At 59.6% G+C, this 20,750-nt stretch carries 24 protein-coding genes and 1 tRNA gene; 9 read left to right on the top strand and 16 right to left on the bottom strand.

What is annotated here, in order from left to right; all coding sequences use genetic code 11:
* Positions 1-49: 49 nt before the first annotated feature.
* Entirely contained in the window at positions 50-937 is an 888-nt protein-coding gene (locus tag ACOQFT_RS19630) for an ABC transporter permease subunit (RefSeq protein ID WP_170442937.1), read from the top strand.
* Complete coding sequence (locus ACOQFT_RS19625; RefSeq protein ID WP_421599542.1) at positions 934-1,740, top strand: ABC transporter permease; 807 nt, start codon at positions 934-936, stop codon at positions 1,738-1,740. The genes ACOQFT_RS19630 and ACOQFT_RS19625 overlap by 4 nt, the downstream gene beginning before the upstream one ends.
* Before the next feature lie 102 nt (positions 1,741-1,842).
* Here ACOQFT_RS19625 and ACOQFT_RS19620 read toward each other — a convergent pair.
* Both ACOQFT_RS19620 and ACOQFT_RS19615 read right to left on the bottom strand, forming a co-directional pair.
* Positions 1,843-1,919: transfer RNA gene (locus ACOQFT_RS19620), tRNA-His, on the bottom strand.
* Between the two features lie 47 nt (positions 1,920-1,966).
* On the bottom strand, positions 1,967-2,449 hold the full coding sequence (locus tag ACOQFT_RS19615) for a GNAT family N-acetyltransferase (protein ID WP_421599541.1): 483 nt from the start codon (positions 2,447-2,449) through the stop codon (positions 1,967-1,969).
* Positions 2,450-2,526: 77 nt separating this feature from the next.
* Between ACOQFT_RS19615 and ACOQFT_RS19610 the strand changes: the two genes are divergently transcribed.
* Complete coding sequence (locus ACOQFT_RS19610) at positions 2,527-2,715, top strand: DUF6324 family protein (RefSeq protein ID WP_421599540.1); 189 nt, start codon at positions 2,527-2,529, stop codon at positions 2,713-2,715.
* Between the two features lie 4 nt (positions 2,716-2,719).
* Here the strand turns inward: ACOQFT_RS19610 and ACOQFT_RS19605 are convergent, their stop codons facing one another.
* Positions 2,720-3,151 carry an MmcB family DNA repair protein gene (locus ACOQFT_RS19605; RefSeq protein WP_421599539.1) on the bottom strand — a complete coding sequence of 144 codons (432 nt, stop codon included), beginning with the start codon at positions 3,149-3,151 and terminating at the stop codon, positions 2,720-2,722.
* Between the two features lie 113 nt (positions 3,152-3,264).
* On the opposite strand from ACOQFT_RS19605, the gene ACOQFT_RS19600 reads away from it, so the two are divergent.
* A complete protein-coding gene (locus tag ACOQFT_RS19600; RefSeq protein ID WP_421599538.1) occupies positions 3,265-3,585 on the top strand; it encodes an ArsR/SmtB family transcription factor in 321 nt (106 codons plus the stop codon).
* The gene (locus ACOQFT_RS19595; protein ID WP_421599537.1) at positions 3,582-4,007 is read left to right on the top strand and encodes an SRPBCC family protein; all 426 of its coding nucleotides are present in this window, start codon (positions 3,582-3,584) and stop codon (positions 4,005-4,007) included. Before ACOQFT_RS19600 ends, ACOQFT_RS19595 begins: the two co-directional genes overlap by 4 nt.
* Before the next feature lie 207 nt (positions 4,008-4,214).
* Here ACOQFT_RS19595 and ACOQFT_RS19590 read toward each other — a convergent pair whose 3' ends face one another.
* From ACOQFT_RS19590 to ACOQFT_RS19565, 6 genes are all read right to left on the bottom strand, one after another.
* Complete coding sequence (locus tag ACOQFT_RS19590) at positions 4,215-5,597, bottom strand: PIG-L family deacetylase (RefSeq protein WP_421599536.1); 1,383 nt, start codon at positions 5,595-5,597, stop codon at positions 4,215-4,217.
* 145 nt (positions 5,598-5,742) lie between these two features.
* A complete protein-coding gene (locus ACOQFT_RS19585; protein WP_421599535.1) occupies positions 5,743-6,039 on the bottom strand; it encodes a hypothetical protein in 297 nt (98 codons plus the stop codon).
* A 59-nt stretch (positions 6,040-6,098) separates the two neighbouring features.
* Entirely contained in the window at positions 6,099-6,581 is a 483-nt protein-coding gene (gene nusB, locus ACOQFT_RS19580) for a transcription antitermination factor NusB (protein WP_421599534.1), read from the bottom strand.
* On the bottom strand, positions 6,578-7,129 hold the full coding sequence (locus tag ACOQFT_RS19575) for a 6,7-dimethyl-8-ribityllumazine synthase (protein WP_421599533.1): 552 nt from the start codon (positions 7,127-7,129) through the stop codon (positions 6,578-6,580). The genes nusB and ACOQFT_RS19575 overlap by 4 nt, the downstream gene beginning before the upstream one ends.
* 2 nt (positions 7,130-7,131) lie before the next feature.
* Positions 7,132-8,253, bottom strand: coding sequence for a 3,4-dihydroxy-2-butanone-4-phosphate synthase (gene ribB, locus ACOQFT_RS19570; protein WP_421599532.1), 1,122 nt, complete (start codon positions 8,251-8,253; stop codon positions 7,132-7,134).
* Between the two features lie 109 nt (positions 8,254-8,362).
* Entirely contained in the window at positions 8,363-8,950 is a 588-nt protein-coding gene (locus tag ACOQFT_RS19565; RefSeq protein ID WP_421599531.1) for a riboflavin synthase, read from the bottom strand.
* A gap of 137 nt (positions 8,951-9,087) precedes the next feature.
* On the opposite strand from ACOQFT_RS19565, the gene ACOQFT_RS19560 reads away from it, so the two are divergent.
* The 3 genes from ACOQFT_RS19560 to ACOQFT_RS19550 all read left to right on the top strand — a co-directional run bounded on the left by ACOQFT_RS19560 (position 9,088) and on the right by ACOQFT_RS19550 (position 13,608).
* Positions 9,088-10,386, top strand: a complete 1,299-nt coding sequence (locus ACOQFT_RS19560; RefSeq protein ID WP_421599530.1) for a capsule biosynthesis protein — start codon at positions 9,088-9,090, stop codon at positions 10,384-10,386.
* Between the two features lie 124 nt (positions 10,387-10,510).
* Positions 10,511-11,608 (top strand): polysaccharide biosynthesis/export family protein, encoded by a 1,098-nt coding sequence (locus ACOQFT_RS19555; protein ID WP_421599529.1) that lies wholly within the window; start codon positions 10,511-10,513, stop codon positions 11,606-11,608.
* The gene (locus tag ACOQFT_RS19550; protein ID WP_421599528.1) at positions 11,608-13,608 is read left to right on the top strand and encodes a capsular polysaccharide biosynthesis protein; all 2,001 of its coding nucleotides are present in this window, start codon (positions 11,608-11,610) and stop codon (positions 13,606-13,608) included. Before ACOQFT_RS19555 ends, ACOQFT_RS19550 begins: the two co-directional genes overlap by 1 nt.
* On the opposite strand, the gene ribD is transcribed toward ACOQFT_RS19550, so the two are convergent.
* The 6 genes from ribD to ACOQFT_RS19520 form a co-directional block, all read right to left on the bottom strand.
* Entirely contained in the window at positions 13,605-14,705 is a 1,101-nt protein-coding gene (gene ribD / locus ACOQFT_RS19545) for a bifunctional diaminohydroxyphosphoribosylaminopyrimidine deaminase/5-amino-6-(5-phosphoribosylamino)uracil reductase RibD (protein ID WP_421599527.1), read from the bottom strand. The two genes, ACOQFT_RS19550 and ribD, sit on opposite strands and share 4 nt — an antisense overlap.
* On the bottom strand, positions 14,702-15,172 hold the full coding sequence (gene nrdR / locus ACOQFT_RS19540) for a transcriptional regulator NrdR (RefSeq protein ID WP_170324479.1): 471 nt from the start codon (positions 15,170-15,172) through the stop codon (positions 14,702-14,704). Before nrdR ends, ribD begins: the two co-directional genes overlap by 4 nt.
* A gap of 121 nt (positions 15,173-15,293) precedes the next feature.
* Positions 15,294-15,707 carry a secondary thiamine-phosphate synthase enzyme YjbQ gene (locus ACOQFT_RS19535; protein ID WP_421599526.1) on the bottom strand — a complete coding sequence of 138 codons (414 nt, stop codon included), beginning with the start codon at positions 15,705-15,707 and terminating at the stop codon, positions 15,294-15,296.
* 18 nt (positions 15,708-15,725) lie between these two features.
* Positions 15,726-16,133, bottom strand: coding sequence for a hypothetical protein (locus tag ACOQFT_RS19530; RefSeq protein ID WP_421599525.1), 408 nt, complete (start codon positions 16,131-16,133; stop codon positions 15,726-15,728).
* Positions 16,134-16,205: 72 nt separating this feature from the next.
* Positions 16,206-16,754 carry a DUF4166 domain-containing protein gene (locus tag ACOQFT_RS19525; protein ID WP_421599524.1) on the bottom strand — a complete coding sequence of 183 codons (549 nt, stop codon included), beginning with the start codon at positions 16,752-16,754 and terminating at the stop codon, positions 16,206-16,208.
* Positions 16,755-17,192: a thiol-disulfide oxidoreductase DCC family protein gene (locus tag ACOQFT_RS19520; protein ID WP_421599523.1), complete on the bottom strand. Its 438-nt coding sequence runs from the start codon at positions 17,190-17,192 to the stop codon at positions 16,755-16,757.
* A gap of 327 nt (positions 17,193-17,519) precedes the next feature.
* On the opposite strand from ACOQFT_RS19520, the gene ACOQFT_RS19515 reads away from it, so the two are divergent.
* Complete coding sequence (locus tag ACOQFT_RS19515; RefSeq protein ID WP_421599522.1) at positions 17,520-18,539, top strand: helix-turn-helix domain-containing protein; 1,020 nt, start codon at positions 17,520-17,522, stop codon at positions 18,537-18,539.
* Between the two features lie 185 nt (positions 18,540-18,724).
* On the opposite strand, the gene rpoD is transcribed toward ACOQFT_RS19515, so the two are convergent.
* Positions 18,725-20,713 (bottom strand): RNA polymerase sigma factor RpoD, encoded by a 1,989-nt coding sequence (gene rpoD, locus ACOQFT_RS19510; RefSeq protein ID WP_421599521.1) that lies wholly within the window; start codon positions 20,711-20,713, stop codon positions 18,725-18,727.
* Between the last annotated feature and the right edge of the window lie 37 nt (positions 20,714-20,750).

Here is a 20,750-nt window from a genome sequence, read left to right as displayed (position 1 = left end):
CCCCTAGGGCGCGCCGCCTCTGAGCCCTTGCCAGTCAAAGAGGCCCGCCATTTTCTCGTTCTGTACTGATCCCGAAACGCTCGGCACGTTCCGTTGGTTTTCCTGCTATCTGACCAACGGTGTGCATTGGGTGTTCTACCTGTCCTTCTTCAAGGTCCTGCTGCTGCTTGCCATCACCGCCCCGGTGGCATTGGGCTTTGGCTTTTTGGGGGCCATGGCAGCCCGGTCGCATTTCCCACCGCTCAGCCTGCTGGGCAAGGGCTATATCGCTATCGTGCGTGGCGTGCCGGACATCGCCTTCTTCATGTTCTTCGTGATTGCGCTGGATCAGGCGTTCGAATGGACCCGCCACAAGATCCTATGCCCGGAATGGACTGACCCTATCCGGCAGGGCAATGACTTTATCGTCTGCCAGGCCGCCAAGCTGCCGCTGGGCAGCGCGCCGGAATGGGTGCATGAAACCTACGGTTTCTTTCTGGCTGTTGTCACATTCTCTATCGTTTTCGGCGCCTTCGCGGCCAATGTCCTGTTCGGCGGGATGCGCGCCGTGCCACACGCCCAGCTGGAAACGGCCGAGGCCTACGGTATGACCCGCCGCCAGACCTTCTGGCGCATCCTGGTGCCGCAAATGTGGGTCTATGCCCTGCCCGGCCTGTCGAACCTGTGGATGGTGCTGATCAAGGCCACGCCGCTGCTGTTCCTGCTGGGCATCGAGGACATCGTCTATTGGGCGCGTGAACTGGGCGGCTACAAGAACCCAAAATTCACCCAATACCCGCATGGCGACTGGCGCATGTGGTACTTCCTCGCCCTGTTGGTGTTCTATCTGGGCATGACCCGCGTATCTGAGATTGGCCTTGAACGCCTGATGCGCCGTCTGTCTCACGGTCAGGCGACCTCGGGCGGAGAGCTGCTGCGCAAGGAGACCACCGCATGAGCTGCTTGCAAACGATTCAAGACTACGGCCTGCGTTCGATCGGAATTGGTGAGCGCCTTCTGCCCCGAAGCGATTTCACCCTGTGCGAGCATTTCACCCTGATCGGCTCGGGGATGATCTGGAACATATATTTCGGGATCATGGCGCTGGCGACCGGATTCTTCCTGGCCACAGCGCTGGCATTGGGCAAGGCTTCCACGAACAAATGGCTGCGCAAACCGTCGGAATGGTTCATCTTCATATTCCGGGGCTCGCCGCTGTTCATTCAGTTCTTTTTTGCCTATTTCCTCTTCCTGTCGCTGAAGCAGTCCTTTCCGCTCCTCGACGCGCTGACGTCCGCTTGGCTGGGTGCCCTGATCGTGCTGTTCTTCAATACCGCAGCCTATTCGGGTGAGATCTTCTATGGCGCGCTGCGGTCGATCCCCAAAGGCGATATCGAGGCTGCGGATGCCTATGGCATGACCGGCTGGTACCGATTCCGTCGCATCATCTGGCCAACCATGCTGCGGCTGGCATGGCCCGCATACACGAACGAGGCAATCTTCCTGTTCCACGCCACCACGCTGGTGTTCTTTTCGGCCTTCCCGGTGTGGCAGCAACGAGGTGATGCGCTGTATTACGCGGGCTATTTCGCGGACAAGACGTTCAACCCGTTCATCCCCTACCCGATTCTGGCCTTCTACTTCATCCTGCTGACTTTGGTTGTCATCTGGGGATTTGGCATGGTCAACAAGCGGCTGAACCGGCACTTGCCCGTAGCAAAGCGGAGCAAAATGAAGCTGAGGCTGAACCTGGCGCGCTGATCACAGGCGCGCCAGCCGTCTATTCGGCCCAGCAAATCCGAAAAACGAAACAACTGACAAATACGCGTTGTTCGCGTTGTATATGATGCTGTTTGAGAGAGATGGTACCGCCTCCCTGGCTTGAACAGGGGACCTCTGGATCCACAATCCAGCGCTCTAACCAACTGAGCTAAGGCGGCACTCGTGAGGGGCGATTTACCGAACGTGCCGGGGGAATGCAAGAGGATTAAAGCCGAATTTTCCAGCTTTGTTCGACAAGATCGACCCCGAAGGAATGCACCGGTTTGCTGTCCAACAACTGCCACCCGCTCGCCCGATACAACGCACAGGCCGCCCTGTGGCTTTCATGGGTCCACAACCGCATTTCCGTGTAGCCGACGCTTCGTGCAAAGCCCGTGCAGGTGTTCAACATCCGCTTTCCCAACCCCTGCCCCCGAACCTCGGGCAGCAACAGGAAAAGCCGCAGTTTTGCGGTTTGATCATCCAGCGCGACGCAGAAGATACTGCCCAGCCTTTGCCCTTCGCGTTCCGCGATCCAACCCCGCTCGCGCGTCGAATCGTGATCGGCGGTAAAATCGTCCAGAACGCGCCGAACCAGAGCCGCAAACGAGGCGTCGAACCCTTCGTCACGCATATAAAGCCGGTGGTGCTGCTCTACCAGCCAGGGCGCATCTGTGGCGTGAAAAGGTCTGATCCGGACATTCTCCATGATGTATCTGACCGCAAAGGCAGCTTGATTCTCAACCCTTTGCGCGCTAGCACGAACGCTCAGTCCCGGAGGCGAACATGGGCATCAACACCGAACGCGACATTCAGGCCAACCTGCAGATCGGTCCCACCGATCAGGGCATGATACGGCTGTTCATCGAGGCAGATGGCATCGAAATTCCGTTGGATTTCGATCCCGAAGAAGCCGAGGAAATCGCGGACGAAATTCGCGCGGCCGCGCAAGCCGCCCGGGCGGTCAAAAGCTGATCCTTCAGATTCGGGGATCCCGCAGCGTCTGCAGCCTGCGGGCAGCGTCACAGGCAAATTTCTGAACCATCTTCTTGCGCCGCGCCGGGGCAAGCTTGTCTTCCGGCGCCATACGCACAATCTCGGCATCATAGGCGTCAGCGATGATCAGGCCGGTTTCCGCAGGTAACAGATCCGTCGGAAAGTCGGTGTCGACGGCCCAGAAAAAACGGTCACACCACTCAAGATAGCCCTGCCACTTGGAATCTGACTGATAATCCGCACGGCTGGATTTGCATTCGACCACCCACAGTTCACCCTTGGGGCCCAGCCCCATGACATCGACGCGCAATCCCCGGGCCGGCACGAATTCTTCAACCGAAACAAAGCCATGCGTCAGCAGATGGCGGGCGACGCCACGCGCCAGTCGTTGTCCGGGTTGAAGATCTAGTGTCATTTGAAAAATGTGAACAATTCGTGAACAAAAATCAAGGGCGACTTCACACTTGACATGATACCTTTTGGTTTCTCATTATATGATACCGAAAGGTATCAAATGAGGTGGGGCATATGCAGTCACAAATTCAGAACGCTTTTCGCGCACTTGCTGACCCGACCCGCCGGGACATCGTACAGCTGCTCGCCATACAAGACATGACCATCGCGCAGCTGACCGAGCGGTTCGACATGACCCGCGCAGCCGTCAAAAAACACCTGACCGTTTTGTCGGATGGTGGGCTGATCACGGTCGAACCGCGCGGGCGAGAACGGATAAATCGATTGGAACCCAAGGGGATGGCCCCTGTCCTGGACTGGCTCAGCTTTTTTGACCAGTTCTGGGACGAACGCCTGAACAACCTGAAAGAAGCCATTGAAAGGAAAGACACATGACCCAAGCCGTTCTGCAAAAAACGATCTTTCTGCGGGCCGAACCGGAAACCGTCTGGGCCTATCTGACCGACCCCGACCGGCTGGCCGAGTGGTTCCACAAACCCGAACGTCCTCTGGCAGCGGGGCAAAAGCTCGAGATGTTCGGGACCACCAGTGGCGATCTGCTGATCTGGGGCGAAGTGCGCGTCTCCCGCCCACCGAAATATCTGGAATACACCTTCACCGTCAAACCCATGGGCGAGGCTGTCAGCGTAGTTAAGTGGACGCTGGAACCGGTCGCCGGAGGCACCCGGCTGGCCTTGCAACACGAGGGCCTGCCGCAAGGTGCTGATGCCTTTGGCCTGATCCTGTCACTGGACAAGGGCTGGGACGAACACTTTGGCCGGATGCGCACCGCTTTGCACGAAACTGTTGATGCCTGACCCCTTGTGCAAACCCGCCGCAACCCCTAGGTAGGCGCGTGGCGGGTTCTGCCCTTCTTGTGACTGGTAGCATTCTGGTGGCCTTAAGCAATTCCGAGGGGGCTGGCTCTGTTCAGGTCCTGGCCTGATTACCTGGCGCCCACCTGTACATACAGGTCCTCGGGAATCACACCGCACGGTTGACTGGTGGTCCCGCCACATTCCCCTCTAATCGTCGTCCGAAAGGTCTTGTTTGACAAACCCCTCGTCCGACAGGGCGAAATCATACAGGTTCCGCCCCTTCCACTGCGGCATGTATTCGTCGAACAACCGGTTCTTCTGCTCGGGCCAGGACGGCACGACGAGGTCCGCATCGGCCAGACCGACACCAAAGCTAAGAACATTTGCGTCCTGATACCGTCGTGCCGCCTGCAGGACCGCATGATGCAGCAAGACATGTTCGATATGACCGTATTCGCCCACGTTGTTGTGGGTGATAATGGTTGACGGCTTGACCTGCTGCATCAGGGCGAAGGCCGATCCACTCAGCAGCCCGAACAGAGGGTGGCGGCCCAAAGGGCGCAGTACTTCAGGCGGGTTTTCCACCGGCTGCGACGGCATCTTGATAAAGCGCCGCAACCTCCTGTGGTCGTTTTCGACAGCAAAGGGAAACTGAATTCTCCGGGCCCCAACCGCATCACATACACGCTGCATGGCCGCCTCGCGCGTGTTCGTATCACGGCGGTTGGGCGCTGGTCTAAAGAAGCTGGCGACCGTCACATCCGCCTTGCCCTTCAGGCGTGACAGGGTCGAGCCACAAAACAATGTCTCGTCATCCTGATGGCACACGCAAAGCAATATCCGTTGGCCCATCAGGCTTTCCAGACTGACATTGCCCGTGACAATATCCGGCCCGATCGTCAACACATCGTAGTTGGTGCTTTGGATATCCTGAAACTGCCAAGCGGTAACCCGGCGGGCCCGCCCCTCTGTGATCATTTTCTCGGAACTGGCCTGGACATGGCCGTTCTTATTGTCGCCCTGCAACAGATAGCACTGTCCCGCCAGCCCTGGCCAAATGGCTTCGACCTCTGCGCTTCTGGTTTTCTTCAGGGCATCCAGGTGCACCAGGTCAATCGGACCAAATGGCTGTTCCGCAGCGGCTTGACGCAAACCTTCGATGGCATCCGACATGTATAGTTTGACACGCCCAGGAAACCTGTCTTCCAGCCATTTGAAGACGATCGGAACATAAATGTCCACCGGCGGCCAGGACGCCTTGAGCCGCTGCCCGAGATCAATTCCGATGAACTTGAGCGCAGGATTGGAGTGCAACGCAAGCAAGGCTGCATGTCCCCCGGCAACGCCGACCTCGACAAAACAGGAACTGTCCTGCGCCAACAGGTGCAGAGCCCGCCGCTTGGGTTCCATCCCGGGCACAAGATCGCCCAGATGGAAATCTTGCTGCAGGTGACCGTAGCAAACGTTTCCATTGATAGCGACAGGTTCACCTGCTCTCTTTAACCCATCAGCAATGGCAAGGTTCAGGTCCTCAAGATCCTCGCGAAAGGCCCGAGAGGCGATGACCTCTTCGTAAGAACTGGTGTTCACAGTGTATGCTCTTTTGTTGCCGGTTGACGTGTTTAACCGGCATCAGATGGCAACATGTTCTGACATTCAAGCGGTTTGCACGCGATCGGTGCTAAAAGGCCGGTAACGCGAACTGATCCTCAACCCGGCTGCGCTGAAATCTATATCAGCAATTCTCCACCTTGACCGTCACAGGCTGGGATTTGACGGCTACCGGCGTGCCGCGGCGCGGACCCTGTGGCTTTTCGGCCATGCTCATGATCGCATAGGCAAACTGCACCCCGGCGAATACGATCCCGTTCATGAACCAGATCATGCCAAGCGCGATCAGACCCATTTCCGAACTTGTAATCAGATGGCGCAGGTTGGCGACATTCAGGGCCAAAAGGACTCCGACAAACACCGCGGAAATCACAAATCCCCAGGCAACCTGAGTGATATACAGCCGGATCAGTTTGGGCATGGCGACTCTCCTTGCGCTCTGACATTCAGTTTAGCGCATATAAGTCCCGCGTAAAGGCGTCAGAACGCCTCGGGCTGGGCCTCGCGTGCCATGTGATCCAGAACTGCGTTGACGAATTTCGGTTCCTTGCCTTCGGGGAAGAAGGCCCGGGCAACGTCGACGAATTCGGTGATGACCACTTTGGGCGGCGTGTCGCTTTGGGTCAGTTCCGCCCCTGCCGCGCGGAAGGTGGCGCGCAGGGTCGGGTCGATGCGTGCGATGGGCCATTTGGCGACCAGCGCGCGGTCGGTCATCTGGTCAATCGGGGCCTGATAGTTCACTGCATCCTCAACCAGCTTGCGGAAGACGCGAGTATCGCCATCCAGCATTTCGTCACCCTCATAGACGGCGCCAAAACGGTGATCCAGAAACTCGTTCACAACCTGTTCGGTCGTCTGGCCCGACTGCTCCATCTGGAACAGTGCCTGCACGGCGTAAAGCCGGGCGGCGGATTTCATCAGGCGTTTCTGGTTGGCCGGTTTCGGCGCGTCTGTCTGGGTCATGCTGTCGTGGGTCCGTTGCTGTCGCCCGCCACAAGGATGGACTCGGACGGGGGCTTGAAGCCGACGCCCTTTTTCGAAGCGCCCCACTTACGGCTGAGCGCGATCAGATGCAAGGCCGCAGCGGCTGCTCCGCCGCCTTTATTCATCTTTTCGGGATTTGCGCGGACTTCGGCCTGATCGTCATTCTCGACGGTCAAGATACCGTTTCCGATCAGCAGGCCCTGCAGACCCATTAGCTGAATGGCACGGCTGGAGTCGTTGCAGACGGTTTCATAATGCGTGGTCTCCCCACGTATGACGCAGCCCAGCGCGACATAGCCGTCGTAGTTACACTGACGGTCGGCCATGGCGATGGCGGTGGGGATTTCCAGCGCGCCGGGCACCTCGACCACGTCGCAGGCGCCTCCTGCGGCCTCGATCTCGGCCTTGGCACCGGCGACCATGTTATCGGCAATGGCGCGGTAGAACGGGGCCACAACCAGCAACAGTTTCACCGGTTTGTCGAAGGTCGGGGTCGGCAGGACGCCATGTTTGTCTTGTTCAGCCACGATCAGTCTTCCTTGAGAATAGAGCGGGTGCCGACGATGGACAGGCCAAACGCGTCGAGCCCCAGATATACGGTTTCCGGCGAGTCGGTCAGCAGCACCAGTTCCTGAATGCCCATCTTGGACAGGATCTGCGCGCCCAGGCCAGTTTGCTTGATCGTACGGGGGCCTTCGTCCTCGGCCGCGTACAGCGAGTTGCGCGGTTGGCGAAACAGGCAGACCACGCCGCGGCCTTCCTCGGCGATCTTTTCCATCGCGCGGGGCAATTCGCGGGACGACTTGGGACCAAGACCCAGAATGTCCGGCGCTTCATGCAGGGCGTGTGTCCGGGTCAGGACCGGCTCGGGCGTGGTGATGTCACCTTTGACCATGACTACATGTTCGATGCCATGTGTCTGGTCAGTAAACAGGCGCATTTCCCATTCGCCGCCATATTCCGACGTCACGGTCTCGCGCGAGGTTTCGACCACCAGATTGTCATTGCGCGACCGATAGGTAATCAGGTCGCTGATCGTGCCGATCTTCATGTCGTGCTCTTTGGCGAACTCTACCAGATCGGGCAGGCGCGCCATGGTGCCGTCGGCTTTCATGATCTCACAGATCACGCCCGAGGGTTTCAGCCCGGCAAGGCGCGAGATGTCCACGGCTGCCTCGGTATGTCCCGCGCGCACCAGAACCCCACCCCGCTTGGCGCGCAGGGGGAAGACATGGCCAGGAGTGGCGATATGGGCCATCGTGTTCTGTTCGTTGATCGCGGTTGCCACGGTCAGCGCACGGTCGGCGGCAGAGATACCGGTCGAGACGCCTTCACGCGCCTCAATCGACACGGTGAACGCAGTTTCGTGGCGGGACGAGTTGTTCACCGCCATCATCGGCAGGCCCAAAGTGTCCACACGCTCAGCGGTCATCGGCAAGCAAATCAGGCCGCGCCCGTGGGTGGCCATGAAATTGATCGCCTCGGCATCGGCGAATTCCGCGGCGATCACCAGATCGCCCTCATTCTCGCGATCTTCGTGGTCGACCAGAATATACATCCGGCCTTTGCGCGCCTCTTCGATGATCTCTTCGATCGGGCTGATCGCGTCGCGCAGTTGCGCTTCGACGGGTCCGGGGGTTTCAAAGCTCATGAGGCAGCCTTTCGCAGAGCAGGTTTGAACGGGTGGATAGACCACGACGCGCCCAAAGGCCAGCCCGCAGACGGCAAGGCCCGGTCAGGACGCGACGTTGCAGCGCAACTCAGGACATCTCGGCCAGACGCGCGACGTAGCGGGCCAGCGTATCGATCTCAAGGTTCACCTTATCGCCGACCGAGACATCCCCCCAGGTCGTGACCTCTTTGGTGTGCGGAATGAAGTTGATCCCGAAGTCGCAGCCATCCACATCGTTGACAGTCAGCGAGGTGCCGTTCAATGCAACCGACCCCTTGGGCGCAATGAACCTTGCCAGATCATTCGGCGCGCGAAGGGTGACACGGGTGCTGTCGCCCTCGTCCTGAACGGCGACGACTTCGGCCACGCCATCCACGTGCCCTGACACGATATGCCCGCCAAGTTCGTCACCAACTTTCAGCGCGCGCTCCAGATTGACAAGCTTGCCGACCTGCCAGCTGTCCAGATTGGTTTTCGAAACCGTCTCGGCGCTGATCTGGACGTCGTACCAGTCATCGCCCAACGCGATCACGGTCAGGCAGACCCCATCGCTGGCAATTGAAGCGCCTATATCGATACCCGCCGTGTCATAGCCCGTCTTGATCCGGGCCCGCAGATCGCCCTGTTGATCCAGCTCGGTGACGGTGCCCACATCGGTAACGATCCCTGTAAACATTCCGCTAACCCTTATTCCTGACCTGGTCCAATGTTCCCCGCCGAGGTAAGCCCAACCAGCCTTACGGGCAAGCCCCACCTTGCCGCGAAAACCCGAAACGGGCATAATTTCATCAACAAACGGCCAGAGCAGCATTGATGCCATCACCCGAAACAGTCCCGAAACGCCGTGTCTTCCTGTTTTTGCAGGGGCCGCATGGCCCGTTCTTCAGCAGGCTTGGCAGGATGCTGCGATCCACCGGGGCTGAGGTCTGGCGCGTTGGCTTCAACGCTGGCGATCAGGTGTTCTGGTTCGACAAATCAACCTACATCCCCTTTCGCGACGCGCCCGAGCACTGGCCGGACCGGTTGTCGGACCTGATCGACGAACGAGGCATCACCGATATCGTCCTTTATGGCGACACACGCCCGGTTCATGCCCAGGCCGTACAGGCTGCGCAGACCAAGGGCGTCACTGTCCATGTCTTCGAGGAAGGCTATTTGCGCCCGTGGTGGGTGACGTATGAGCGGTTCGGCTCGAACGGTAACTCGCACCTAATGTCGCTGAACGTCGCGCAGATGCGGCACGCACTGGATCAGTCCATTGCGCAAATGCCGCCTCCGCCATCACATTGGGGGGATATGCGGCAACACATCTTCTATGGCGCATTGTATCACTGGTTCGTGCTGTTCCTGAACCAGAGCTACCGCAATTTTCGGCGACACCGGGACCTGCCCGTCGCAAAGGAATTCAGGCTGTATTTCAAACGCTTGGCCCTGATGCCGTTTCACCGAATTCAACGCCGTTGGGCGACAGCGCGGGTGCTAGGCAACGGCCATCCCTACCATCTGGTTTTGTTGCAACTGGGGCACGACAGTTCGGTTCAGGCCCATTCGGATTATTCCTGCATGTCGGACTTTCTAGAGGACGTTTTTCAGGGCTTCGCCGACGGCGCCCCGGCGCATCACCGGCTGGTGGTCAAGGAACACCCGCTGGAAAACCACCGCGAGCCCCTGCACCGCCGCGTGCGCCAATTGGCAAAGGCGCATGGCATCGCGGATCGTGTGCACTATGTTCCCGGCGGAAAACTTGCAAAACTGCTGGATGCGGCCAATTCGACCGTCACGGTCAATTCGACCGCCGGGCAGCAGGTTCTGTGGCGCGGCATACCGCTGCGCATTTTTGGCCGGTCGGTTTATGACAAGCCCGAATTCGTGTCCCGTCAGCCGCTGGCCACGTTCTTTGCCGACCCTATGCCCCCGGATCGGGGGGCCTATCAAAGCTATCGCCGGTTCCTTTTGAAAACCAGCCAAGTGCCCGGTGGCTTTTATTCGCATCGCGGGCGGCGGCAATTGTTGCGGGGCGTGGCAGACATGATGCTTGATGCCAAGGACCCCTATCAATCGGTCCTGTCCCACAAAGAGGCGCTGACGCCACAGTTGAAAGTGGTTGAGTGAAATCGACCGCTTGGCGCTAGAAGTTGTCGTGCGAAACGGGTAGCCTGCGCCAAACAAAAGACTACACAAAGACGACTGAGGATAACCGGCAGTGCAGCGCTTTCCAATCCGATGGATAAGGGGGATGTCCCTTGTGGCCGCAATTGGCTTGTTGGCCGCGTGCCAACTTCCCAAAGCGGGTCCCAACAAATCCGAAATTTTGTCGGGTTCGACCGCGAATGGCGGCAATGCCTTTGTGGTCGAGGTTGATGATCGGGTTACGAAGGCGACCTCTGCTGTCCCGAAATACGGGTTTTCCGCCGCCTTCAGCAGCGCGCCGAACCTGACCGCCGACACGGTGCGGGCCGGCGACGTTCTGGGCCTGACGATCTGGGAAAACGTCGATGATGGCCTGCTGTCAGGCGAACTCAGCGCAGCCACTGCGCTTGAGCAGGTACAGGTGGACAGCGACGGTTTCATCTTCGTGCCTTATGCCGGACGCATCCGTGCCGCCGGCAACACGCCCGAGCAACTGCGCCAGTTGATCACCAGCAAATTGCAGGACCAGACCCCCGACCCGCAAGTCGAAGTGCGCCGCACCGCAGGCAACGGGTCAACTGTTTCGCTGTCTGGGGAAATCGGCGCGCCCGGCGTTTATCCGATCGAACGGCCCAGCAGAACCTTGCTTGGAATGCTTTCTCAAGCTGGAGGAGTCGCCGTTGGTTCGGACATCGCACTTGTGACACTGATCCGCGGCAACGAACGCGGAACCGTCTGGTATGACGACCTGTTCCAAAACCCCAGGCTGGACGTCGCGCTGCGCGGCGGTGATCGCATTCTGGTCGAGGCGGACAGCAGATCCTACATCGCTCTGGGCGCAACCGGCCAATCCCGCGTGGCATTCGACACCCAGGACCTTTCCGCGCTTGAGGCTCTGGCGCAGGTCGGCGGGCTGCAATCCCTGTCCTCGGACCCAACCGGTATCTTCATTCTGCGCAGGGAACGGCAGGACATCGCCCGCTCGGTCATGGGCCGTCAGGACCTGCAGGGCGACCAACGCATGATCTACCTGCTGAACCTCACCGCCCCCAACGGGTTGTTCATTGCCCGCGATTTCGTCATTCGGGACGATGACACGATCTATGTCACCGAAGCGCCGTATGCCCAGTGGAGCAAGTCGATCTCACTGATCGCAGGTGGCCTGACGCCGCTTGCAAATGTCACCACACTGACGGGCGGCTGATGCAATCCGACGCAACAGCCGGGATTCAGCGTACCCGGCTGTATGTCTATAACAGCGGATTTCTGACCCAGCGCCGCATCCGGCGCATTCTGAACCTCTCTGGTTATGACATTCATCTTGGCCTTCCCGATGAAGGGGATGTCGTCGGCGTTTGGGGCAACAGCCCGACGGCCCATCGCGGCGAAAACATCGCCACCCGACGCAATGCCCCAATCCTGCGGGTCGAGGATGCTTTTTTGCGTTCGCTGCATCCAGGACGGGCTGGAGAGCCCCCGCTGGGCCTGCTGCTCGACCGATCAGGCATGCATTTCGATCCGGCACAACGCTCCGATCTTGAGACATTGCTGGCAACCCATCCGCTGGACGATACCGCGCTGCTGAACCGGGCCAGATATGGCATCGATCGGGTGCGCGAACTGCACCTGAGCAAGTATTCAGCCGTCGACCCCACCCTGCCGCCACCCGGCCCCGGCTATGTTCTGGTGGTGGATCAGGCGCATGATGATGCCTCGGTGATCGCCAGCAAGGGCGACCACGCGCGGTTTCGCGAGATGCTGGTCATGGCGCAAGAGGAAAACCCCGGCACCCGCATTCTGATCAAGACGCACCCGGAAACCGTCGCCGGGCACCGAGGCGGATATTTCTCGGATCAGGACCTGTCCGACAGGGTCTCGATCATCGACACGCGGATCAGCCCCTGGACCCTGCTGGAAGGCGCTACGGGCGTCTATACTCTGTCTTCGCAATTCGGGTTCGAGGCCATAATGGCCGGGCACAAACCGCGTGTCTTTGGCCATCCCTTTTATGCTGGCTGGGGTCTGACACAGGACGAAGAACACTTTCCACGCCGCCAGCGCAACCTGACCCGGCCGCAATTGTTTGCGGCGGCGATGATCCTCTATCCCACATGGTATGACCCGTTCGGGAACCGGCTGTGCGAACTGGAAACCGTTCTGGACACACTTGAGGCGCAAACGCGCGCATGGCGGCAGGATCACAAGGGGTGGACCGCATCCGGAATGCGCCTATGGAAACGCAAGCACCTGCAACAGATGTTCGGGCGCGAGAAAAAGATCAGGTTCACGTCTGAACCGCCAGAGGCGTCCGACCGCCCGCATATGGTCTGGGCCAGCCATTCTCGTGGGGCCGAAGACGCCATCAGGATCGAGGACGGGTTTCTGCGGTCTCGGGGGTTAGGCGCCAGTCTGGTGCTGCCCTTGTCGCTGGCAACTGATGATCTTGGCATCTATTACGACCCGACACATCCCAGCAGGCTGGAAGAGCTGATCGCCACGCGCGAGACCCTGCGCCCGGATCAGGAAATGCGAGCCGAACGTCTGGTGGCGCAGATCCTTGCGGGCCAGCTCAGCAAATACAACACCGGCGGCGAAGCCCCCGATCTGCCCGAGGGGCACCGCATACTGGTGCCAGGTCAGGTGCACGACGACGCCTCGATCCTGTTGGGCACGACCACGGTGCGCACCAATACCGACCTGCTGCGCGCAGCGCGCGAGGCGAACCCGAATGCGATCCTGATCTACAAACCGCATCCGGACGTCGAGGCCGGGCTGCGCGAAGGCGAGATCGAAGACGAAAGCCTTGCCGACATTATCGCCAGCAACACCGACCCTGCCGTCCTGCTGTCGCAGGTGCAGGAGGTCTGGACCATGACTTCTCTGCTTGGGTTCGAGGCCCTGTTGCGCGGGGTGCGCGTCACCACGCTTGGCGCGCCTTTTTATGCTGGCTGGGGCCTGACGCAGGATCTGGGAACGGTCCCGGTGCGGCGGGGGGCGCGGCCTTCGATGCTGGGGTTGGTTCATGCCGCCCTGATCGACTATCCACGCTATCTGGACCCGGTCACCGGACAACCCTGCCCCGTCGAGGTTGCCGTACAACGCCTGACCGAAGGGTATGAGCGTAAAGGCGGGCCGCCCTTGAGGCTGTTGTCTAAACTACAGGGTGCGCTTGCCACGCAGGCGCATCTGTGGCGCCGCCGCTAGCGCAGCGACCGCGCCCAACGATGCAGAACGTCCGGCCCGATGGCGCGGGCTTCGATCAACTCGAACCGCGGCGCCGCGTCCAGCGTTTCCAAGCCAAGCGATCCGATGGCCGACAGCCCCTCGGCCCCGATTGTCAGACCTGCGCTGAAGCCTACCAGTTCATCCACAAGATCATCGGCCAACAAGGACGCGGCGAGCGCCGATCCACCTTCGCAGAACACCCGCGTCAGCCCCGCCTGCCCCAGTTGCTGCAACAAGTCGGCTGCATCTATGTGATGCTCCTGCAGGGCGCAGGGGATCAGACGTGCGCCCAACCCTTGCCAGGCGCGGGCCCGCTCGGGATCCGGGGACGGGCCATGACACAGCCAGACCGGTATCTGCGACGCCGTGCGGGCCAGTTGCCCCATCAGCGGGATGTCCAGGTGGCGTGAGACGACGACCCGTACTGGCTGCGCCTCAACCCCCAGATCGCGGACCGTCAGCGACGGGTCATCCGCCCGCGCCGTCCCTGCCCCGACCATCACCGCATCATGGCGCGCGCGCATGGCGTGTACCACCCGCCGCGCCTTTGGTCCGGTAATCCACTGGCTATGACCGCTGGACGTAGCAATACGCCCGTCGAAACTGCTGGCCAACTTTAGCGTCACAAATGGCCGCCCCTGTTCCGTCTTCAGAAAGAACCCGGCGTGGTCCCGCGCGGCCTGCTCGGCCAGAACACCGGTGGTGACCTCAATCCCCGCCTCGCGCAGCATGGCAAAGCCCTGCCCCGCCACCCGCGGGTCACTGTCTTCGATTGCCGAAACCACCCGCGACACTCCGGCCTTGATAAGCGCCTCGGCGCAAGGGGGTGTCTGGCCGTGATGGGAACAGGGCTCCAACGAGACATAAGCGGTCGCCCCGCGCGCAGCCTCACCAGCCTGTGCCAGCGCCTGAGTTTCGCCATGCGGGCGGCCACCCGGCTGTGTCCAGCCGCGCCCCACGATCCGACCGTCGCGCACAATTACACATCCCACAGCCGGGTTGGGCCAACACGTACCCTGACCGCGCTGACCCAATGACAAGGCCAGCGCCATATATCGCTTATCAGTTTCGCTCACTCGTCCGTCGAAGGCTGCGGCGGGCGCAGTTCGTGGACAAACTCCTCGAAATCATCGGCCGCCTGGAAATTCTTGTACACACTCGCAAAGCGAACATAAGCCACGGTGTCGATCCGCGCCAGAGCTTCCATGACGATCTCGCCGATCTTGCTGGAGGGGATGTCGGTCTCGCCCATGCTTTCCAGACGCCGAACGATGCCAGAGATCATCTGGTCGATCCGATCCGGCTCAATCGGGCGTTTCTGCATCGAAATCCGGATCGAGCGTTCCAGCTTGTCCCGGTCAAAATCCTCGCGTTTTCCATTGGTTTTGATCACCACCAGATCGCGCAGCTGCACGCGTTCATAGGTGGTGAACCGCCCCCCACATGCGGGACAAAACCTGCGTCGGCGGATCGCAACGTGATCCTCTGCCGGGCGTGAATCTTTGACCTGAGTGTCGATATTTCCGCAAAACGGGCAGCGCATCCGCCGTCTCCTCGTCCCTTGTTCGGCCTCTTTTTGTAAGCAATGCCGCTTACTTATCCACAACTATAGGGTAGCCGCTAGGATTTGGGTAGTCGGAATTTTTCACCGCTATATCGTGAATCTACGCGAAATGCGCCGCAACCTTTCGATGGTGCGGCGCGGCGCGATGTTCGAACAGGTAAACCCCCTGCCACGTACCCAAAACCGGACGTCCGGACACAACCGGGATCGACAGCGACACCGGCAAAAGCGCGGCCTTGATATGGGCAGGCATGTCATCCGGGCCTTCATAAGTGTGCCGCAGGTACGCCATCGCCGGATGATCCGACGGCGGCACCAGCCGGTCGAAAAAGGCGTGTAAATCCGTCTGCACTTCGGGGTCTGCGTTTTCCTGAATGACCAGAGAACAAGAGGTGTGCCGCACGAATAAGGTCAGCAACCCGTCGCCCCCAATCGGACTCAGCCACCGATGCACGTCCGGGGTGAGTTCGTACAGGCCCGGGCCCCGCGTCGAAATCGTAAACTCGGTCTGCATCAGGCGGCCGTCCCCCTATCAGCGATGGAAGGGACGCACGGTGCACCGGCCATTGGCGGCCGAAACGGACATGCTGAACCCCGGCTTAAATCCCGATGAGAAAATACCACTGCTTTGTTGCGAAGCCCCCCCAGGCGGGGTGAGCGAGAACTGCACGGCCGTTTTGCGGCCCGTCGCCTCGCTGGGGCCGTATCCGCGTTTGACATAGATACGCTGCTGCCAGCCTGCCCCTAACGTTCTGCGTGCAAAATCAGCCGCGGCACACCAATACCCGTCCACGTCGGTGCGCCCTCTGGGGATCACTTCAAATTCCGTGCTGTTTAGCGCAACCGTCTGATATCCCAGGCGACCATTGAAAGCCGAGGCCGGAGTGCTCAGTACAAGCGCTGCAAATACTGCATAAGTCATGACCTTTTTCATAATCATACTCTTTCCTGTTTCGAGGTAGGTATTGACCTAGCTTACTTTAAAATCTGACAACGCCGCTTCACGATGAATTCAGTCCGGACGCGACGGTTCGTGAACCGGCGTCAGCCAGCCGCGATACCGGATCAGCGGTCCCATCATCGGCATATCAGCCGACACGTCAAAACAAAAACGCCCTGTTTCGTCCTGCCATTCCACGGTTGAAGAGCGCGGCAACAGAAAGGCGGGACAGCGCAGACCCAACACGCTGAGACGTCGGATGTGGATCAGCAGGCAACCGTCAGAGATTTCGGGCACCAGCCAAAAGGACAGCCACCCCATTTGTTCACGAACACATGCGGCACCGTGATCAAAAGTCAGACGGGACCGCGTGATGTGACCGTCAAAATCCCGTGCCCATCGCCATTCAGGCCCGTCCCGGTCGATTTTGATCTGCACCGGAATGTCCTCGGCATCGCGGGGAAAATGCCCAAGACGCAAGGCCAGTGCAACCAGCCACCCCCTTCCCCCAACAATGCTGCACCGTCCAGCGTACTGGCCCGGCGCCTCGTGCAGGCGCCGTATGGCCGTGGGCACGTCAGCCCCGGCGGGCAGGGATTGCAGGAAGGGATCGGGGCGCACTCAGAACCCCTCGGGCAGGAACCGCGCACGCAGCGCGGGATCCGGGACCATACAGGTCTGCGTGCGCCCGAAGATCTTGTATCTGTTGCGCGCAATCGAGTGATAAAGCGGGTCCTTGATCCATCCGGGCAAGAACCGGCACAGGGACAGAACCGGCCAGCCCCCCGGCAAGTTTTTCATCGCGGCGGCAAAAGCATCCAGACGTTGATGCACTCTGCCATTCACGATGACCAGATTGGTTTCGAAATCCTGCGTTGGCAGGCCAAGCTCGCGGTATAGCCGTTGGCCAAATGGCGATTGCGCCGTTGCGAACCTGAAGCGCTGCGCTTTGTCCCGCGCCAGCATAAAGTGAAAGAACCCCGAGCACAGGACACATTCCCCATCAAATACAATGGCATCCTGCATGTCCTTGAAGTTTGCAAAAACAGGGGTCGGCATGTCTTTCAGGTCCGATGGCTCTCGGGCTCAACCCTTTCACCCCGACCCCGGCCGGACAATGCGACAAGAGGACGTCCGGCCAATCGCAGATCGTAAGAACGTGCCGGGGAGCCACCGGTCGGAGGGCGGTCCAGGGCTCTGCCTCCCATCCCCGGCAAGGCGCTGACCCGACAACGGATCAAAAATAAAGAATATCCACACCTGGGTCTTGTTTTCATGCGCCAAAACCTTTCGAATTCCAGACAACAGACATTTGCTTTGGACAGAGGCCGCGCATCCCGTCGCTTTGGCGTGTGAGTGCATTGAAAAAAAACGGTGGAAAATGTCATGGAAGTTGATATCGCCCGCATCCAGTTGCTAACCCAAGCGCTTGATCAAAGAACCAATGGCACCGAAGTGTCAGACCACATCCTTGAAAAATGCAACCTGACCCGGGAAACCATCGCTCCGTCGGCAATCGCCTATACAGCCCACCAGGAAGCCATGTTCGTACGCTATGCCTGCGACGCGTTGGGGGACATCACCTTTGCGGCTCAGACCGGGCTGCAGTTCAGATCCGCCTCAAGCCTGACTGCCTATATCAGCAAATACTCGCGCGACCTGCGGCAGGTGATGGAAAATACATCCCGGTTTCACAAGATCATTGACCCTGCGTTGATGTTCAGCCTCCGGCTTGCCGGCAATTTCGCCACCATCGAGGCCGATTGGAAAGACGCCAGTTTTGCCCGGTACCACCGCAGGACCGAGTTCCTGCTGTTCACCGGGCTGGCCCGGATGCGCGCCTTGACGCAAACAAATTTCTTTCCCATCGAAATCAGGTTTCAGCACGAGGTAGGTGACAAAAAGGATAGCTTTCAAAAGCTTGCGGGGTGCCCTGTTGTTTTCGGTGCCGAACGGCTTGAGATCGCAGTTGCACCTTCGGCGCTGGATTTGCCGGTTCCGACCTATGACCCGAACCTGCGGGCGCATCTTCTGGAATACGGAGAACGCGTATTGGCCGAACGGCGTTCACCCAAACAAAAGCTGCGCGCGCAGGTCGAAGGGCTGATCACTCGGTCCCTGCCCGGCACGGTCATCAATGCCGACGAAGCCGCTGCCAATCTGGGGATGAGCCCGCGCACCTTTGCCCGGCGTCTCAAGGATGAGGGGGTGAGCTATCGCGATATCGTCGATGATCTGCGCTGCGATCTGGCGCAGACCTTCATCACCAACGGGATGCCCCTGTCCGAGATCGCCTTTTCGCTGGGCTATTCGGATCAGCCCGCATTTTCGACCGCCTTCAAGCGCTGGACCGGCCAGGCCCCCAGCACCTTTCGCGGCCGTCTGAATTTTCCGAAAAGCCCCTGAAGCGAGTGGCCGGGGGTCATCGGCGTTGCCACCTCGCCCCGGCCTGTCCCATGAGTGGACACAAAGGATATAAAGACGCCTTGGGGCAAAGACTTGTGAGTTGCCGCCAAATTGATCGTTGAACTGGTCAACCTGAAAGGACCGGTCGCAAGAAAAAAGGCGCCTCATCTGAGGCGCCTTTGACTTTATTGATCCAGGAAGGATCGCAGCTTTCGCGATCGGCTGGGGTGCTTGAGCTTGCGCAGCGCCTTCGCCTCGATCTGGCGGATGCGTTCGCGGGTCACGCTGAACTGCTGGCCGACCTCTTCCAGCGTATGGTCGGTATTCATGCCAATGCCGAACCGCATCCGCAGAACCCGTTCCTCACGCGGGGTGAGCGAGGCCAGAACCCGCGTCGTGGTTTCCTTGAGGTTTTCCTGAATGGCGCTATCCAGCGGCAGCACGGCATTCTTGTCCTCGATGAAATCGCCCAGCTGGCTGTCTTCCTCGTCGCCAATCGGCGTTTCGAGCGAGATCGGCTCTTTGGCGATTTTCATCACCTTGCGAACCTTTTCCAGCGGCATCTGCAGCTTTTCGGCCAGTTCTTCCGGCGTCGGCTCGCGGCCGATCTCATGCAGCATCTGGCGGCCGGTCCGGACCAGCTTGTTGATCGTTTCGATCATGTGCACCGGAATACGGATGGTCCGCGCCTGGTCCGCAATGGACCGCGTGATCGCCTGCCTGATCCACCAGGTCGCATAGGTCGAGAACTTGTAGCCGCGGCGGTATTCGAACTTGTCCACCGCCTTCATCAGACCAATGTTACCTTCCTGAATAAGATCAAGGAATTGCAGGCCGCGGTTCGTGTACTTTTTGGCGATTGAAATCACCAGACGCAGGTTGGCTTCGACCATTTCCTTCTTGGCCTGCCGCGCCTCTTTCTCGCCCTTCTGAACCTGCTGCACGATGCGGCGGAATTCAGGGATGTCCAAACCGACATACTGGCCGACCTGCGCCATATCGTTGCGCAGTTCCTCGACCTTGGCGGTCGAGCGTTCAATGAACATCTGCCAGCCCCGGCCCGGCTTTTCGGCCATTTCGGCCAACCAGTTCGGGTCCAGTTCGCGGCCACGATACGCGTCAATGAACTCACGACGGTTGATCCGAGCCTGGTCGGCCAGTTTCACCATCGCGCTGTCCAGCGACATGATGCGGCGGTTAATGCCATAAAGCTGGTCGATCAACGCCTCGATCCGGTTGTTGTGCAGGTGCAGCCCGTTCACCAGTTCGACAATCTCGGCGCGCAGCTTCTGATAGGTCTCTTCGTCCTTTTCGCTGAACGATCCATCCTCGTTCAGCGTGGCCGAGATCCGGCTGTCCTGCATTTCCGACAGCATCGAGAAGTCGGTCGAGATGCGTTCCAGCGTGGTCAGAACCTGATCTTTCAGGGCCGCTTCCATCGCGGCCAGCGACATGTTGGCCTGATCCTCGTCGTCGTCATCATCGTCATTGGCAATCGGATTGCCATCGGCATCCAGCTCGGGGCCAGTGTCCTTTGCCGGCTTCGCTGCCTGCACGTTCGAGGTGTCGACGACAGGTTCTTCAACATCGCCGTCTTCGTCCATCTGGTTGCCGAACGTGGCCTCCAGATCGATGACGTCGCGCAGCAGAATATCTTCGGACAGCAATTCGTCGTGCCAGATGGTGATCGCCTGGAAGGTCAGCGGGCTTTCGCACAGACCGGCGATCATGGTATTGCGACCGGCCTCAATCCGCTTGGCGATGGCAATCTCGCCTTCGCGGCTCAGCAGTTCAACCGAACCCATCTCGCGCAGATACATGCGCACGGGGTCATCGGTGCGATCCAGCTTTTCGGCGGCGGCCCCGGCCAGAGCAACCTCGCGGTTGCTTTCGGTGGTGGTTAGTTCGGTCGAGCCCTTATTCTCTTCCTCTTCGGCCTCTTCATCTTCGATGATGTTGATGCCCATCTCGGACAGCATCGACATAACGTCTTCGATCTGTTCCGAGCTGACCTGATCCGGCGGCAGAACCTGATTGAGCTGGTCGTAGGTGATATACCCTTTCTCACGGGCCTCGGCGATCATCTTCTTGACCTGGGCCTGGCTCATGTCCAGCGAGATTTCCTGTTCCTGCTCGTCGGATTTGCGATCTTCGGTCGTGTCTTTGGCGGCCATTCAATGCTCCTGCAGGGATGGGTGATTCGTTTGTACC

Origin of the sequence: Ruegeria sp. MALMAid1280, assembly GCF_049195285.1 — a bacterium.
Classification (GTDB): Bacteria; Pseudomonadota; Alphaproteobacteria; order Rhodobacterales; family Rhodobacteraceae; genus Ruegeria.
The sequence above is the reverse complement of the archived record's forward strand: the minus strand, read 5'-3'. Positions and strand labels throughout refer to the sequence as shown.

Coding starts and splice junctions, on each gene's coding strand:
- ACOQFT_RS19550 (WP_421599528.1), top strand. CDS start 11,608: ATGCAATCCGACGCAACAGCCGGGATTCAGCGTACCCGGCTGTATGTC.
- ACOQFT_RS19515 (WP_421599522.1), top strand. CDS start 17,520: ATGGAAGTTGATATCGCCCGCATCCAGTTGCTAACCCAAGCGCTTGAT.
- nusB (WP_421599534.1), bottom strand. CDS start 6,581: ATGACCCAGACAGACGCGCCGAAACCGGCCAACCAGAAACGCCTGATG.
- ACOQFT_RS19530 (WP_421599525.1), bottom strand. CDS start 16,133: ATGATTATGAAAAAGGTCATGACTTATGCAGTATTTGCAGCGCTTGTA.
- ACOQFT_RS19615 (WP_421599541.1), bottom strand. CDS start 2,449: ATGGAGAATGTCCGGATCAGACCTTTTCACGCCACAGATGCGCCCTGG.
- rpoD (WP_421599521.1), bottom strand. CDS start 20,713: ATGGCCGCCAAAGACACGACCGAAGATCGCAAATCCGACGAGCAGGAA.
- ACOQFT_RS19565 (WP_421599531.1), bottom strand. CDS start 8,950: ATGTTTACAGGGATCGTTACCGATGTGGGCACCGTCACCGAGCTGGAT.
- ribB (WP_421599532.1), bottom strand. CDS start 8,253: ATGAGCTTTGAAACCCCCGGACCCGTCGAAGCGCAACTGCGCGACGCG.
- ACOQFT_RS19555 (WP_421599529.1), top strand. CDS start 10,511: ATGTCCCTTGTGGCCGCAATTGGCTTGTTGGCCGCGTGCCAACTTCCC.
- ACOQFT_RS19610 (WP_421599540.1), top strand. CDS start 2,527: ATGGGCATCAACACCGAACGCGACATTCAGGCCAACCTGCAGATCGGT.
- ACOQFT_RS19560 (WP_421599530.1), top strand. CDS start 9,088: ATGCCATCACCCGAAACAGTCCCGAAACGCCGTGTCTTCCTGTTTTTG.
- ACOQFT_RS19605 (WP_421599539.1), bottom strand. CDS start 3,151: ATGACACTAGATCTTCAACCCGGACAACGACTGGCGCGTGGCGTCGCC.
- ACOQFT_RS19625 (WP_421599542.1), top strand. CDS start 934: ATGAGCTGCTTGCAAACGATTCAAGACTACGGCCTGCGTTCGATCGGA.
- nrdR (WP_170324479.1), bottom strand. CDS start 15,172: ATGCGCTGCCCGTTTTGCGGAAATATCGACACTCAGGTCAAAGATTCA.
- ACOQFT_RS19585 (WP_421599535.1), bottom strand. CDS start 6,039: ATGCCCAAACTGATCCGGCTGTATATCACTCAGGTTGCCTGGGGATTT.
- ACOQFT_RS19600 (WP_421599538.1), top strand. CDS start 3,265: ATGCAGTCACAAATTCAGAACGCTTTTCGCGCACTTGCTGACCCGACC.
- ACOQFT_RS19595 (WP_421599537.1), top strand. CDS start 3,582: ATGACCCAAGCCGTTCTGCAAAAAACGATCTTTCTGCGGGCCGAACCG.
- ACOQFT_RS19520 (WP_421599523.1), bottom strand. CDS start 17,192: ATGCCGACCCCTGTTTTTGCAAACTTCAAGGACATGCAGGATGCCATT.
- ACOQFT_RS19535 (WP_421599526.1), bottom strand. CDS start 15,707: ATGCAGACCGAGTTTACGATTTCGACGCGGGGCCCGGGCCTGTACGAA.